Genomic DNA, 14,127 nt, shown 5'->3' with positions numbered 1-14,127 from the left:
TGGGTGAACATCTCTATTTCAGGAGCTGAGCAATTGTTATCGCCGCATATATTTAAAGCCAATGACATTCGTGGCATTGTTGATGAGACATTGACCGAAGATGCCGTGCGTCAAATAGGCCACGCGTTGGGCACGCTCGCGTACGAGGCGGGCGTGGCGACACTGGTTTTGGGGCGTGATGGGCGGCTCTCGGGTGAGCGCTTGCTGCGTGCTTTGTCTGCGGGGGTTGTGCTCGCGGGCGTTGATGTGATTGACATCGGTATGGTTCCGACGCCGACGGTGTATTTTGCCACGCAGTATTTTGAGACAGGTTCGGGCGTCGCCGTTACAGGCAGCCACAATCCGCCGCAATACAATGGTTTGAAAATGATGCTTGCAGGCGCGACACTGAACTCAGGCGAAATCACGGATTTACGCGAACGGATTTTGAGCGGGAGGCTACACACCGCAGCGGTCGCAGGAGATATACGTGCAGAAAATATTTTGCCTGCTTACATCGATGCGATTGCACATGATGTGCAACTCGCTCGGCCAATGACGGTGGCGATTGACTGTGGCAATGGTGTCGGCGGTGTGGCGGCGGTCGAAGTGTTCCGCCGATTGGGTTGCACCGTGGTTGATTTGTTTTGCGATGTCGATGGCAATTTTCCCAACCACCACCCTGATCCAGCAGACGAAAAAAACCTCGTTGATCTACAAAAAGCACTGCGCGACACCGATGCCGAAATCGGTCTTGCATTCGATGGCGATGCCGACCGACTCGGTGTGGTGACGAAAACAGGTAATATCATTTATCCTGACCGCCAAATCATGTTGTTTGTTGAAGATGTTTTGGCTGACCAGCCTGGTGCGCCAATTGTTTTTGACGTTAAATGCAGCGCACACTTGGCAATTCTGATTGAGCGGCATGGCGGTGTGCCTGTCATGTGGAAAACGGGCCACTCGTTTATGAAAGTCAAAATCAAAGAAACAGGTGCACCCTTCGGTGGTGAGATGAGTGGGCATTTGTTTTTCAACGACCGCTGGGGCGGCTTTGATGATGGCCTCTACTCAGGTGCGAGACTACTCGAAGTGTTGTCAAAACTTGCAGACGTGCATGCCATCACTGACAAGCTCAATCAACTCCCGCAAGCCGTTTCTACGCCAGAGTTACACATCCCTGTGGCTGAGGGTGAAAACCGCCAGTTGATTGAACAATTCGAGCGGCGTGCGAATTTCAACGGTGCGACCATCAACACCATTGACGGCGTGCGCGCAGACTACGCTGATGGGTTTGGTCTTGCGCGCGCGTCAAACACCACGCCCGTGATTGTACTGCGTTTTGAGGCAGATGATGAAGTCGCACTGATGCGAATACAAAATGATTTCCGTGGCGTATTTTTGGCAATAAAGCCTGATGCGAAACTGCCCTTTTAATGACTCACCTAAGGATACCTATGACACACACAGAATTTTTCCACGATATTTCATCCACCCAAGTCATCGCATTTCACGATGCCTGTCTTGCACGGGCTGACTTCATCTACGTGCCACGCCAGTTTTCAGAGGGTGTTTGGGCATGGATTGAAACCAATCACTTTAATAACGCTTCTCTTTGGGCAGAAGAGGATCTCGCTCGTCGTACCACCGTCTCAGGCGATGAAATCGCCAAGAACAAACGCGCTATTGACGGGTTTAACCAAGCTCGCAATGACGCCACAGAACGCGTGGACGAAGAAATCCTCGTGCGCCTCGTCGATGTCGCGCATCAAGCTGATGCGAGACTGAACTCTGAAACCGCAGGCTCAATGATTGATCGCATGTCCATCATGAGCTTGAAAATCAAAGCCATGCGCGCACAAACGCAGCGTACCGATGTGGATGCTGTCCACATTGCCTCGTGCGAGCAAAAACTCGCGACGCTCATTGAGCAGCGAAATGATTTGGGTGGGTGTTTGGATGCGTTGTTGACTGATGCGCAAGCTGGCCGCGCGTACTATAAAATTTATCGTCAGTTCAAAATGTACAACGACAAAACGCTTAACCCTGAGTTGGTTAAAGAAACCAAATAAATGTAGAGTTAAAAACGGCCTGAATCTCAGGCCGTTTTTTTACACTTTGTTCAATACACGGGGCATTGCGGGCTTGACCCGCAATCTTTTCTCACAACTGCTTTTTTAACAAATACAACGCGTCCAATGCCTCGCGTGGCGTCATTTCATCGGGGTTGATTTTCGCCAGTTCATTGAGCAGGGGATGCGGTTCGTATTCGACGGCGACTTCGGTATCCGCTGCGCTGTCCATGACGACGGGTGTTTTGAATAAGTCAAACTGAGTGTGCTGGTTTTGTTGCTCTTCTAAAACACTCAAATGCTTGCGGGCTGCGCTGATGACGGGGCGTGGGACGCCGGCGAGTTGCGCGACTTGCAGACCGTAGCTTTTGCTGGCAGGGCCGTCTTGCACTTGGTGGAGAAAGATAATTGCGTCGCGCTCTTCGACGGCGGATAGGTGGACGTTTTTGACGTGGGCTTGCGATTGCGCGAGTTGGGTGATTTCGAAATAATGCGTGGCGAACAGCGTGAGGCTGCGTTGCGTGTTTAGCAACGATTGTGCGATGGCGAGCGCGAGTGCAAGTCCGTCAAATGTCGATGTGCCTCGACCGATTTCGTCCATGAGCACGAGGCTGTTGGGGGTGGCGTGTTGCAAAATTTGCGCGGCTTCAGTCATCTCGACCATGAATGTCGAGCGGCCACTTGCCAAATCATCGGCCGCACCGATGCGGGTGAATATGCGGTCAATCGGCCCGAGGCTGCATCGCTCGGCGGGCACGAAGCTACCGCAGTAAGCGAGTAGGGTGATGAGGGCGACTTGACGCATGAAGGTCGATTTACCGCCCATGTTCGGCCCTGTGATGACCCAGAGTCGTTCATCCGTTGACAGGTGGCAGTCATTGGCTATGAAGGGTGAAACCTGCTGCTCGACGACGGGGTGTCGGCCTTTTTGGATGTGGATGGCGGGTGAGTCGACGAGTTCGGGACAGTGCCAATTGAGCGTGAAGGCGCGTTCAGCTAAGTTGGTCAAGACGTCGATTTGAGCCAGTGCCTGACCGATGCGCTGTAAGTCACTGATGTACGGATGCAAATCGGCTATGAGTGTGTCGTAGAGGAATTTCTCACGCGCGAGGGCGCGTTCTTTGGCGGAAAGAGCTTTGTCTTCAAAGGCTTTGAGTTCGGGCGTGATGAATCGCTCGGCGTTTTTGAGTGTTTGGCGACGTTGGTAGTCCAGTGGCAATGTGGCTTGTACCGCTTGCGCCGCGGTTAATTCGATGTAAAAGCCATGCACGCGGTTGTATTCAACTTTGAGCGTGGGGATGCCTGTGCGCTCCCGTTCGCGCGCTTCGAGTTGGAGCAGGAATTCGCCGCTGTTGGTTTGTAAACCACGCAATTCGTCTAATTCAGAATCGAAACCATCGGCGATAACGCCGCCTTCGCGTACCACCGTGGCAGGCTCTGGTTGGATGGCGCGTTGGAGTAAATGAGACAACGCTTCGGGGTGGTGCAAATCGGCACACAGCTGTCTGAATAAATCTGAGTCGCAGTGACTTAAAGCGTTTTGTAACACGGGTAAATGATGCAGTGAATCACGTAAGGCGGCGAGCTCTTTGGGGCGCACACTGGTCAGTGCAATACGCGTGCTGATTCGTTCGACATCGTTAATGCTTTGTAAAATAGGGCGCAGTTGGGCGTGGTAGCGGCCGTTTTGTAATTCGCTAATCGCGCTTTGCCGCGCACGGACGACACTCGCATCGCGCAATGGATGATGTAGCCAACGTTTGAGTAATCGCGCACCCATAGTGGTGGCTGTGTGATCGAGCAGTGAGAACAGCGTCGGAGATTCTTGTCCGCGCAGTGTCTCGGTGATTTCGAGATTACGGCGGGTGGCTGCGTCGAGTGTAAGGTATTGTTCACTGCGCACGACCTGTAAGCGCTGCAGGTGCTTGAGTACTTGACCTTGCGTGTGCTGTGCGTAGGTTAGAAGACCTTTGATGGCGGCCAAGCCGACGGTCAAGTGTTCGGCGTCAAGTTGCGCAAGGTGCTGTGTGCCCATCTGTGCGAGCAACGTGGTCTCGCCTTTGTCTGCATTGAAATATTTATCAGTAAACGGCGAAACAATGGCGTTTGGATTGAGCGTTTGATAATGTGCACAGAGCTTATCGGATACCACCAGTTCGGATGGGCGGATTTGCTCCAACCATGCGGGCAGTTCGTTCGCGAGAATTTCGGTCACATAAAAATCGCCACTCGCCATATTTAGCCAAGCCAAGCCGAGCTGTTTGCCCGTACCGTTGCCACGCTCGGCGATACTCATCAGATACGCATCCGACTTATCCGAGAGCAGTGCCGCGTCGGAGACTGTACCCGGTGTCAAAACACGCATGACTTTGCGCTCAACGGGGCCTTTGCTGGTGGCTGGGTCGCCGATTTGCTCACAAATGGCGACGGAGCGGCCAAGCTTGAGAAGCTTGGCCAAGTATTGCTCGGCGGCATGGTATGGCACACCCGCCATCTTGATTGGCTCACCATTTGATGAGCCACGTGCGGTGAGTGAAATACCGAGTAAACGCGACGCCTCTATTGCATCATCAAAAAACAACTCATAAAAATCGCCCATTCGGTAAAAGAGCAAAGTATTGGGATGGTCTGCTTTGATGGTCAGATACTGAGCCATCATGGGTGTGTGTTTGGCGGTCATGGCGGGTGACGTAATGGGTGAGATGATATAAAGAACATTCCCACGCATTGCGTGGGAACCAGTTTTTAAGCGACGATGAATTTAGGCAGTAGTTTCGGTTACTTCTTTCAACAATGCGGGCAACAATTTTGGTGTTGCCGCGACAATGTTGCCATTCATGTAGTCACCTTCGCCTGTGAGGTCGGTGACGAGGCCTCCCGCTTCTTTGATGAGCAGCACGCCTGCGGCGATGTCCCATGATTTGAGGCCGACGCCAATGAAACCGTCGAGGTAGCCCGTAGCAACGTAAGCTAAATCAAGTGCGGCCGAGCCTGTGTAGCGCAGACCTGCGGTATCAAAGCGCAGCTTGGTTTGTAGGTCGATGAGGGCTGGATTGGCTTTGAGCTCACGTGAAGGAATCGCGTTTGACAGCAGTGCATCAGAGAAGCGCACACGTGATGAGACGCGGATACGTCGGTTATTTAAAAATGCGCCTGAGCCGCGGCTGGCCGTGTAAATGTCGTTGGTACAAGGGTTATAGATGAGGGCATGTTCGATTTTTTCGTCGATTTCGAGCGCCATGCTGACAGCGAAATGCGGAAAGCCGTGGATGAAGTTAGATGTGCCGTCGATGGGGTCTACAATCCATTTGTGGTTGGCGCTTTTATCGCCTGAGAAGCCTGATTCTTCGCCCAAAAATGCGTGTTTGGGGTAGGCCGCGAGCAAAGTTTCTTTGATGAGTTCTTCGGCTGCTTGATCGATTTCGGTCACGACGTCTTGCGAGCCTTTGACGCCGACTTTGATTTGGTCGAGGTCTAATTGTGCGCGGTTCATGAGTTGGCCTGCGGCACGGGCGGCGGCAATGGCGGTGTTGAGCATGGGATGCATGTCGTGTCCTTTTTCGATAATTTTCAATGAGCGATGTGTGGCGTTTTTTGTGCAGTTCGTGAACTGATTTACGCACGTAACCCTGTCATTTTACTGTATATTTATGGGTTATTCATTAAAAAATCACCTGTGTCCTTCTACTATTATGAGCAATTCCCCCGATTTAGCTAAACGCCTGCAATGGCTTAACCACATTCGCATCATTCTCGTGCGCACCAGTCACCCCGGTAACGTCGGTCAAGTTGCGCGCGCGATGAAAAATATGGGTTTGCATGAGTTGTATATTACGTCGCCACGCTTTGCGGATATGACGGCGCAGGCCGATGCGATTTCGCTGGCGTCGGGTGCGACAGATGTGCTGGAGACGGCGCAGATTGTGGCTGATTTGGCGGCGGCGCTCGATGGTGTGCAGTGCGCGTATGCGTTCAGTGCACGTGAGCGTGATTTGGCGCCGCCGCTGCGCACGTCGGTGACGGCGGCAGCGGAGGTTTTGCAGTTGTTTGACGCAGCGGCGTCTGCGGGTCAGGCTTTGCCGAAAATCGCGTTTGTGTTTGGTGCGGAGCGCAGTGGGCTGGTCAACGACGAGGTGATGATGTGTCAGCGGTTGTGTTACATCGAGGCGAATGAGGCGTACAATTCGCTTAATCTGGCGCAAGCGGTGCAGGTGATGACTTATACGTTGCGCCAAATCATGCAGCACGATGGCTTGGTGGGTACGATGTCGGCGGAGGCGTTGCCGATACTCGATGCGGCGGATTTAACCAGTGTTGAGGGTATGATGATGCATTGGGAGTCTATGTTGACTGATTTGGGTATGATTAATCCTGATACGCCGACCGAATTGATGCCACGCTTGCGGGCGATGTTTGCGCGAACACAGTTGTCGGTGAATGAAGTGAATTTTTTGCGTGGCGTAGCGAGTAGTGTGCAAGGCTTGGCACGGAAAGTCGCAAAAGATGGCACAATGCCGATACAGAAAAACTGATGCCCCACCGTCTGTTTCATCCTACTTATTCTTAAATCAGCCACATCATGCCGTTTCCTCATCTTAAAGAAGACATCCAAACCATTCGCCTCAAAGACCCAGCCGCGCGTTCGACGTGGGAAGTTTTGACGTGTTATCCTGGTTTGCATGCTTTGTTTTTTCATCGCATGGCTCATGCGCTGTGGCTCAATCGGTTTCATTGGCTGGCGCGGTTAGTCTCGCACTTTTCACGTTGGATGACGGGGATTGAGATTCACCCAGGTGCGACCGTGGGGCGGCGGGTGTTTATCGACCACGGCATGGGTATTGTCATCGGCGAGACGGCTGAGATTGGTGATGACTGTACGATTTATCAGGGCGTGACGCTCGGTGGCACGTCACTCACGCGTGGCGCGAAGCGTCACCCGACGTTGGAAGCTGGTGTGATTATCGGCGCGGGCGCGAAAGTGCTCGGCGGTTTTACCATCGGTGCGGGCGCGAAAGTTGGCTCGAACGCGGTGGTGGTCAAGCCCGTGCCTGCTGGCGCGACGGCGGTGGGTAACCCTGCGCACATTGTTGGCAATCGTGATGTAGCGGCGAAGGAGGAGTTCAGCGCATATGGCGTGAGCGTCGCGGGCGACGATGACCCGATTGTGCAAGCATTAAATAACTTACTCGCACATTTAGAAAAAAGCGAAGCCGAATACCGAGACATGCGTGCGCGGCTGGTCTTAGCAGGCATTGATTGCGGTGCAGCGCAACGTGCCACTAGTACTGAAATTGCACAGATTCGCGAATTGCTGAACAAATAAATCACCCTGCGTGACACACCAAAAAACACAATGACATTACACACCAAAGACGACCCAAAACACGGACAGCACATCGCCAATCCACCAGCGGAAAAATACACAGCGATGAGCGGCACGGCCTTTTTATCAGGCATACAGGCGTTGGTGCGTTTGCCCATCATGCAAAAATTACGCGACGAGCAAGCGGGTTTAAACACCGCAGGTTTCGTCACGGGTTATCGTGGCTCACCACTCGGAGGCTTGGATGACGAATTGTGGCGCGCGAAAAAATTCCTCGAAGGTGCAAAAGTCAAATTCGCCCCTGCGGTGAACGAAGACCTCGCTGTCACCGCGGTATGGGGCACGCAACAAGTCGCGCTGGTCGGCGAGACCACCGTCGATGGCGTGTTTGCACTGTGGTATGGCAAAGGTCCTGGTGTGGATCGCAGCGCGGATGCAATTAAACACCTGAACTATGCGGGCACATCGCAGTACGGCGGTGTGATTCTTGTGGCGGGCGATGACCATGTGGCGCATTCATCGTCATTGCCCCATCAGTCTGACCATGTATTGATTGCGTCGATGGTGCCGATTTTGTACCCGTGTAATGTGCAAGAGTATTTGGATTTGGGGCTGCACGCGTGGGCAATGTCGCGTTTTTCTGGTTGTGCGATCGGGTTTAAAGCCTTGGCTGATACCGTTGAATCGAGCGCGTCAGTCGACATCAATCCATTTCGAATTGAAACGAAAATCCCGACTGACTTTGTGCAACCCGCAGGCGGCATGAACATCCGCATGCCCGACGGCGGTGTGTCCAGCCACGCGAGAGCGCAAGAAGTATTAATGCAGGATTATAAAATCTACGCGGCGTTGGCCTATGCGCGTGAAAATCGCTTGAACCGCATCACGATTGGCAGTGCTGATAAACCCGCTAGTTTGGGCATTGTCGCGTCGGGCAAGTCGTATTTGGATGTGCTTGAAGCACTTGAGCAGCTCGGCATCACCGAAGAGCAGGCCGAGAAAATCGGTATCCGAGTGTACAAAATCGCTATGCCGTGGCCGCTCGAACCCGATGGTATTCGCGAGTTTTCAAAGGGTTTAGACGAGATTCTCGTTGTCGAAGAAAAACGCCAAATCGTCGAGTACCAGCTCAAAGAACAACTATACAATTGGCGCGACGACGTGCGCCCGCGCGTGATTGGTAAGTTTGACGAAAAAGGCGAATGGGTTGCGCCGCGCGGCGATTGGTTGTTGTCACCGAAGGGTGATTTTTCGATTGCTCAAGTGGCAAAAGTCATCGCTGCCCGCATTGAGCGCTTTTATGTATCAGATGCCATCAAACAACGCGTCGCTATCATTGACGCGAAAGAAGCGATTCTCACCCAAACCGTGCCGACGCCACAGCGTCCGCCGTACTACTGCTCAGGCTGTCCGCACAACACCTCCACACATGTGCCCGAAGGCAGTCTCGCGCTCGCAGGCATCGGCTGTCATGCCATGGCAACCGCGATTTACCCGACCGAAAATCGCCTCATGACCCACATGGGCGGCGAGGGCGCAACGTGGATTGGTCAAGCAGCGTTCAGCAAAGTGCCGCATGTGTTTCAAAACTTGGGCGATGGTACTTATTTTCACTCTGGCTATCTCGCCATTCGCGCCGCGGTCGCCGCGAATGTTAACATCACTTATAAAATTCTCTACAACGATGCTGTCGCCATGACAGGCGGGCAACCCGTCGATGGTACTGTCACCGTGGACAGCATCGCCGCGCAAATGGCCTCAGAAGGCGTCAAACGCATTGCGCTGGTGTCGGAAGACATCACGCGCCACATTGACACGGGTTTGCCATCCATCGTCACCTTGCACGACCGAAAAGAGATGGACGCAGTGCAGCGCGAGCTACGTGATTTTAAAGGCGTATCGGTGATTATCTACGATCAGACTTGTGCTGCTGAGAAACGTCGTCGTCGCAAAAAAGGTCAGATGGAAGACCCGAACCAACGCCTGTTCATCAACGCCGCTGTCTGCGAAGGCTGTGGCGACTGCGGTGAAGCGAGCAATTGCGTTTCGCTCATGCCACTCGAAACCGAGTTTGGCCGCAAACGCACGATTGATCAATCCTTGTGCAACAAAGATTACTCTTGTGTCAATGGCTTTTGCCCTAGCTTTGTCACTGTCGAAGGCGGAAAATTACGAAAATCCGCTGCGGCCAAAAAAGACGAAACCGCTTGGCCAGAATTGCCAGAACCTGTCATCCCATCGTCAGCAGAAACCTACAACATCATGATCAACGGCATCGGTGGCACAGGCGTCATCGCCGTCGGTGCATGGCTCGGTATCGCCGCGCACCTTGAGGGCAAAGCTGTCTCAACGCTTGATATGACTGGGATGGCGCAAAAAAACGGCGCGGTTACCTCACACATCCGCATCTTTGACAACTCTGATAAGGCGGCTGAGTTGCATTCGCAGCGCATCGCCACAGGCGAAGCCGATCTCGTTCTGGGTTGCGACATCCTCACTGCCGCCGCACACGATGCGATTGCCAAAATGCGCGTGGGTCGCACGCATGCCGTTGTCAACACGCACCAGCAACCCACAGGTGTATTTGCTCAGCAACCCGATTGGCAGTTTCCACTTGAATCGACCAAAGCGTTTATCGAGGCATCTGTCGGCGGAGCCGTTGATTTTGTTGATGGCACCAAACTTGCCACGGCGCTCATGGGTGATGCCATTGCCACCAATGTTTTTATGCTTGGTTACGCTTACCAAAAAGGCCTCATCCCAGTTTCTGCCGCGTCGCTTGTGAAAGCCATTGAAGCGATTGGTGTCGCTGTCGCCTCAAACGTTGCTAGCTTCACATGGGGCCGTCGTGCTGCCCATGACTTGGCCGCCGTGCAGCGCGTTGCCGCACCCACGCAAACCATCGCCGTGACCATGCCGCAAACCCTTGAAACCCTGATCAAAAAGCGTGCTGACATCCTCACCAAGTACCAAAATGCCGCTTATGCACAACGTTACTTGGATTTAATGGATAAAGTCAAAGCGGCGGAAAATCAGTTGAACAATGGCCAACGTTTATCAACCGCCGTCGCCAAAAACGCCTTTAAACTGATGGCTTATAAAGACGAATACGAAGTCGCTCGTCTTTATATTGATGGTGCATTCACCAAAGCACTTGAGCAACAATTTGAAGGCGACTACACGCTCAAGTTCCACCTCGCGCCACCTCTATTTGCTAAAAAAGATGCCAAAGGTCACCTCATCAAAAAAACCTATGGTTCATGGATGATGCGTGCGTTCAAAATACTCGCCAAACTCAAAAACCTGCGTGGTACAAAGTTTGACCTCTTCGGTTACACTGCTGAACGTCAAGCTGAGAGAGCCATGCGTGACGACTACATCGCTCGCGTTCTCTCGCTCCTGCCAAACTTATCCAATGACAACCTAACCCAAGCCATCGACTTTGCAAGCATCCCCGAAAAAATTCGTGGTTTTGGTCATGTCAAAGAAAAAGCCATCGCCAAATACTGGGCTGGCATGAAGTGATGGCGAAAAAGTTGCACCAAAAACGAAAAACATGTATAGTTGCGTTTCTTTCCAAAAGAAGAAGTTGGCCAGGTAGCTCAGTCGGTAGAGCAGAGGATTGAAAATCCTTGTGTCGGCGGTTCGATTCCGCCCCAGGCCACCAGAATACAAGCGGCTTACAGCAATGTAAGCCGCTTTTTTGTTGTTTGAAATTTGGCTCATGTAGCCACCATGTAGCCAGAAAAAATCAAACAAAATACAGTCTTTCAGGCTGTTACAAAAATACAACATGGCTAATTTCTAGATATTTCAAGCATCATATCCATCCCCAACAAAGCCTTTGTTGTAAAAATTCCTTGCCTGTGCCACAGCATCCAAACAAACCAACGACATCAAATATGTCGCTTTGGGTGACAATTCTGTACTGCATTGGTGGGCTATAATCCCGATTTTTTTGTTGGCGTGGAGTCATGCCTATAAAACAATAATGAATGTTCGCATGCACAAAATCACATTGAGTGATGAGACTTATCAAGGGCTGACAGGTTACTGCCCGCTATTTTTGGAAAAATCCACATTTGATGTTTTTGAGCCTCCTTATCATGGCTGCTAACGCTAAACAAAGCGCAATCCATGATATAGCTAAAGGAGAAGCTCATGAAGTCAACAGCCATCACAAGAGAAACAAACGAAACAGCGGATAGTTCTATCCCAGCAATTCTCACCACTAAACAAGCTGCCGCAGCACTAAACCGTAAACCACAAACCCTACAAAAATGGGCTTCACTTGGCATTGGTGGCATTACCCCAGTCCGTATAAATGGTCGTCTTGCTTGGCGTGCTAGTGATGTACGTGCTCTCTTATCGAGCAACAAGGCTTAATCATGAGGCTCTTAATGCAAGCTCATCGCCGAGCTCTTGGAGGGCATTTATGTGCGTAGAGGCCGTTACGTGGGTGCTCAAACAAGAGATCAAACCTGCAAGTGCAAAGCATGTGTTGATGGTTATGGCTAACTGCGCCAATGCAATTGATTTTGTGTGCTATCCCTCCATCGCTTACTTAGTCAAAGCCACCAGCCAAGATCGTAAAACCGTTATTAAGAACATGGAGTTTTTACGGCAACGTGGCTACATTAAAGACACAGGAAAATTTACTGGTCGTTCAGCACAGGTGCATGTCTATCAATTGTGTGAACCAATCAGTAGCAAGCTTAATGAGGAACAAGAAGCTACCAGTACCAAAAATGGTACTGGTTCCAAAAATGGCACTGGTTCCGCTTTTCCCATTGACCAGTACCGTTTTTCCGCGTTACCAGTACCGTTTTTGGGACACGGAAAGGTAATGAAAGAAAAAGAAAGTACTAGTACTGTACCCATACATGATTCAAATTCTCAAAAACAAAATACACCACCCAATCCGAAAATAAAACCCAATGATGAAAAAAATGATGATTGCCCAGTAGAGGAAATCATCGACTTGTTCGAGTTACATTTTCCGATGGCACGCAAAAGTATTCGACCTTTGAACAATCTAACTCAAGCAGGGGTAAAACGCATTGCTGCTATTCGCGCTCGTTGGAACGAAGCTAAAAATATGGATGCTGCTCCATTTGGCTTTGTTGATGTTCATTCGGGTTTAAAAGCCTTTGACCGATTTTTCAAAATTAATGCACTGTCTAAATTTTTGCGGGGTGAGGCAGAGCCATCGTCAAATCGAAAACGTTTTATTCCTAACATAGACACTTTCATGTCGCCATCCTTCTTTGTCAATTGCTTGGAGTACAAGTACCACAACGAGGAAGAGCTCTATATCGAAGTTGAGGGGGCGGATGACACATTATGAGCAACTATCACGCCCACAACCCACTGGTCAGCATTGAGGCCGAGCAGGCAATTATTGGTAGCCTACTGCTGAACAATGATCAAATAGATCATTTGGCAAATCTCAAGCCAGAGCACTTCTCGGACTCGGCACATCGCTTGCTGTACCAAATTACCTGTAAACAAATTTTGCATCCTGAGCGTCGTCATGCTAATCCAATCACCGTGTTTGAAGCGTTGGAGCGACATCACAAACTCGATGCGGTTGGCGGCATGTCATATATCCATTCCTTGGTTATGGGGGTGGGCGGCTATGCCAATGTCCGTCCTTACGTGAATATCGTCAGTGACAAGTTCAAGCTACGTGCGGTGCACAGTGCAGCCAATGCCCTTAATGAAGCCTGTGCCAATCAAGGTCTGACAGGACAGATGGCCATTGAGCGTGCACAGCAGGTACTCACTGAGCTGGATGCACAAGACGAACACGGTGAGTCACTCGACATGATGAGCTGCATCAACGACATGCTTAATGACGTGCAGGCACGCTCCATGGGTGAAAGCAAAGCGATCATTCCGACAGGCTTCATGGACTTAGATGAAGCATTTAATGGCGGTTTTGAGCGTGGCGATGTGGTTGTGATTGCTGGACGGCCAGCCATGGGTAAAAGTGCATTTGCATTCCATATCGCGCTGAACATGTCACTGTTTTACAAATCATTGGCTTTTAGCATGGAAATGAGTCCACGCCAGTTGACCCGTCGCAGCATTGCCAACTTGGGCGGTATTGAACTCAATAAACTCAACAAAGGCATTAACCCTGACGATGATGACGCGTGGTTACGATTGACCAAAGCCTCAGATGATTTGTCGCGCCGTCACATGCACATTCAGAAAGGCACTGCTTTAAACGCTTATCAAATTGCTGCCACATGCCGTAAGCACAAACGTCAGTATGGTTTGGATGTTGTGGTGATTGATTACTTGGGCTTAATGGATCACGGCAACAGCAAAAGCACAGATGCTTACAAAATTCAGCAGACCACCAAAGCCATAAAGGCTATGGCTCTTGATTTAGATGTTGTAGTTCTGTTGTTGTGCCAGCTTAATCGTGATGGTGGAAAAGGCGAAGTGCAACGTCCCAACATGACCCATCTGCGTGACAGTGGTGGCATTGAGCAAGATGCGGATGCGGTGATTCTGTTACACCGAGATGACTACTATCGGAAGGAGGAAGACAAAACACACGATGGCCACACCCACCTGATTATTGACAAAGCGCGTAACTGTGAACCATGCACCATTGGCATGGCATTTGAAGGTAAGTATGCGCGTTTTAGTAACTGGTCAGGTGGTTTACCCCGACGTTTTGAGAAGCCCCATAGCAAGATGGTCAAGCGTGTTGGTTTTAAGGGGTAATGCATCAATCAC

The 14,127-nt window shown here is 51.1% G+C and carries 10 protein-coding genes and 1 tRNA gene; 9 read left to right on the top strand and 2 right to left on the bottom strand.

What is annotated here, in order from left to right:
* Positions 1-3 precede the first annotated feature (3 nt).
* Both IE082_RS09805 and IE082_RS09800 read left to right on the top strand, forming a co-directional pair.
* Positions 4-1,416 (top strand): phosphomannomutase/phosphoglucomutase, encoded by a 1,413-nt coding sequence (locus IE082_RS09805; protein WP_308429029.1) that lies wholly within the window; start codon positions 4-6, stop codon positions 1,414-1,416.
* Between the two features lie 20 nt (positions 1,417-1,436).
* The gene (locus IE082_RS09800) at positions 1,437-2,051 is read left to right on the top strand and encodes a DUF4254 domain-containing protein (RefSeq protein ID WP_189493740.1); all 615 of its coding nucleotides are present in this window, start codon (positions 1,437-1,439) and stop codon (positions 2,049-2,051) included.
* A gap of 91 nt (positions 2,052-2,142) precedes the next feature.
* On the opposite strand, the gene mutS is transcribed toward IE082_RS09800, so the two are convergent.
* On the bottom strand, positions 2,143-4,731 hold the full coding sequence (gene mutS / locus IE082_RS09795) for a DNA mismatch repair protein MutS (protein ID WP_229809813.1): 2,589 nt from the start codon (positions 4,729-4,731) through the stop codon (positions 2,143-2,145).
* Positions 4,732-4,812: 81 nt separating this feature from the next.
* Positions 4,813-5,598, bottom strand: a complete 786-nt coding sequence (locus tag IE082_RS09790) for an inositol monophosphatase family protein (protein ID WP_189493738.1) — start codon at positions 5,596-5,598, stop codon at positions 4,813-4,815.
* 145 nt (positions 5,599-5,743) lie between these two features.
* Between IE082_RS09790 and IE082_RS09785 the strand changes: the two genes are divergently transcribed.
* From IE082_RS09785 to IE082_RS09755, 7 genes are all read left to right on the top strand, one after another.
* Entirely contained in the window at positions 5,744-6,583 is an 840-nt protein-coding gene (locus IE082_RS09785) for an RNA methyltransferase (RefSeq protein WP_189493737.1), read from the top strand.
* Between the two features lie 47 nt (positions 6,584-6,630).
* The gene (gene cysE / locus IE082_RS09780) at positions 6,631-7,374 is read left to right on the top strand and encodes a serine O-acetyltransferase (RefSeq protein ID WP_189493736.1); all 744 of its coding nucleotides are present in this window, start codon (positions 6,631-6,633) and stop codon (positions 7,372-7,374) included.
* 30 nt (positions 7,375-7,404) lie between these two features.
* Positions 7,405-10,899: an indolepyruvate ferredoxin oxidoreductase family protein gene (locus tag IE082_RS09775; protein ID WP_189493735.1), complete on the top strand. Its 3,495-nt coding sequence runs from the start codon at positions 7,405-7,407 to the stop codon at positions 10,897-10,899.
* 66 nt (positions 10,900-10,965) lie between these two features.
* Positions 10,966-11,041: transfer RNA gene (locus IE082_RS09770), tRNA-Phe, on the top strand.
* Between the two features lie 494 nt (positions 11,042-11,535).
* The gene (locus tag IE082_RS09765) at positions 11,536-11,760 is read left to right on the top strand and encodes a helix-turn-helix domain-containing protein (protein WP_189493734.1); all 225 of its coding nucleotides are present in this window, start codon (positions 11,536-11,538) and stop codon (positions 11,758-11,760) included.
* Between the two features lie 49 nt (positions 11,761-11,809).
* The gene (locus IE082_RS09760; RefSeq protein ID WP_229809812.1) at positions 11,810-12,721 is read left to right on the top strand and encodes a helix-turn-helix domain-containing protein; all 912 of its coding nucleotides are present in this window, start codon (positions 11,810-11,812) and stop codon (positions 12,719-12,721) included.
* Positions 12,718-14,115 (top strand): replicative DNA helicase, encoded by a 1,398-nt coding sequence (locus IE082_RS09755; protein ID WP_189493732.1) that lies wholly within the window; start codon positions 12,718-12,720, stop codon positions 14,113-14,115. The genes IE082_RS09760 and IE082_RS09755 overlap by 4 nt, the downstream gene beginning before the upstream one ends.
* Positions 14,116-14,127 lie beyond the last annotated feature (12 nt).

Source organism: Formosimonas limnophila, assembly GCF_014652675.1.
In the GTDB taxonomy this organism is placed as follows: Bacteria; Pseudomonadota; Gammaproteobacteria; order Burkholderiales; family Burkholderiaceae; genus Hydromonas; species Hydromonas limnophila.
This window is presented reverse-complemented; position numbering and strand designations above follow the sequence as displayed.

Bases quoted from the DNA above. Each gene is read 5' to 3' on its own strand.
- IE082_RS09800 (WP_189493740.1), top strand. From the start codon at position 1,437: ATGACACACACAGAATTTTTCCACGATATTTCATCCACCCAAGTCATC.
- mutS (WP_229809813.1), bottom strand. From the start codon at position 4,731: ATGACCGCCAAACACACACCCATGATGGCTCAGTATCTGACCATCAAA.
- IE082_RS09790 (WP_189493738.1), bottom strand. From the start codon at position 5,598: ATGCATCCCATGCTCAACACCGCCATTGCCGCCGCCCGTGCCGCAGGC.
- IE082_RS09785 (WP_189493737.1), top strand. From the start codon at position 5,744: ATGAGCAATTCCCCCGATTTAGCTAAACGCCTGCAATGGCTTAACCAC.
- cysE (WP_189493736.1), top strand. From the start codon at position 6,631: ATGCCGTTTCCTCATCTTAAAGAAGACATCCAAACCATTCGCCTCAAA.
- IE082_RS09775 (WP_189493735.1), top strand. From the start codon at position 7,405: ATGACATTACACACCAAAGACGACCCAAAACACGGACAGCACATCGCC.
- IE082_RS09765 (WP_189493734.1), top strand. From the start codon at position 11,536: ATGAAGTCAACAGCCATCACAAGAGAAACAAACGAAACAGCGGATAGT.
- IE082_RS09760 (WP_229809812.1), top strand. From the start codon at position 11,810: ATGTGCGTAGAGGCCGTTACGTGGGTGCTCAAACAAGAGATCAAACCT.
- IE082_RS09755 (WP_189493732.1), top strand. From the start codon at position 12,718: ATGAGCAACTATCACGCCCACAACCCACTGGTCAGCATTGAGGCCGAG.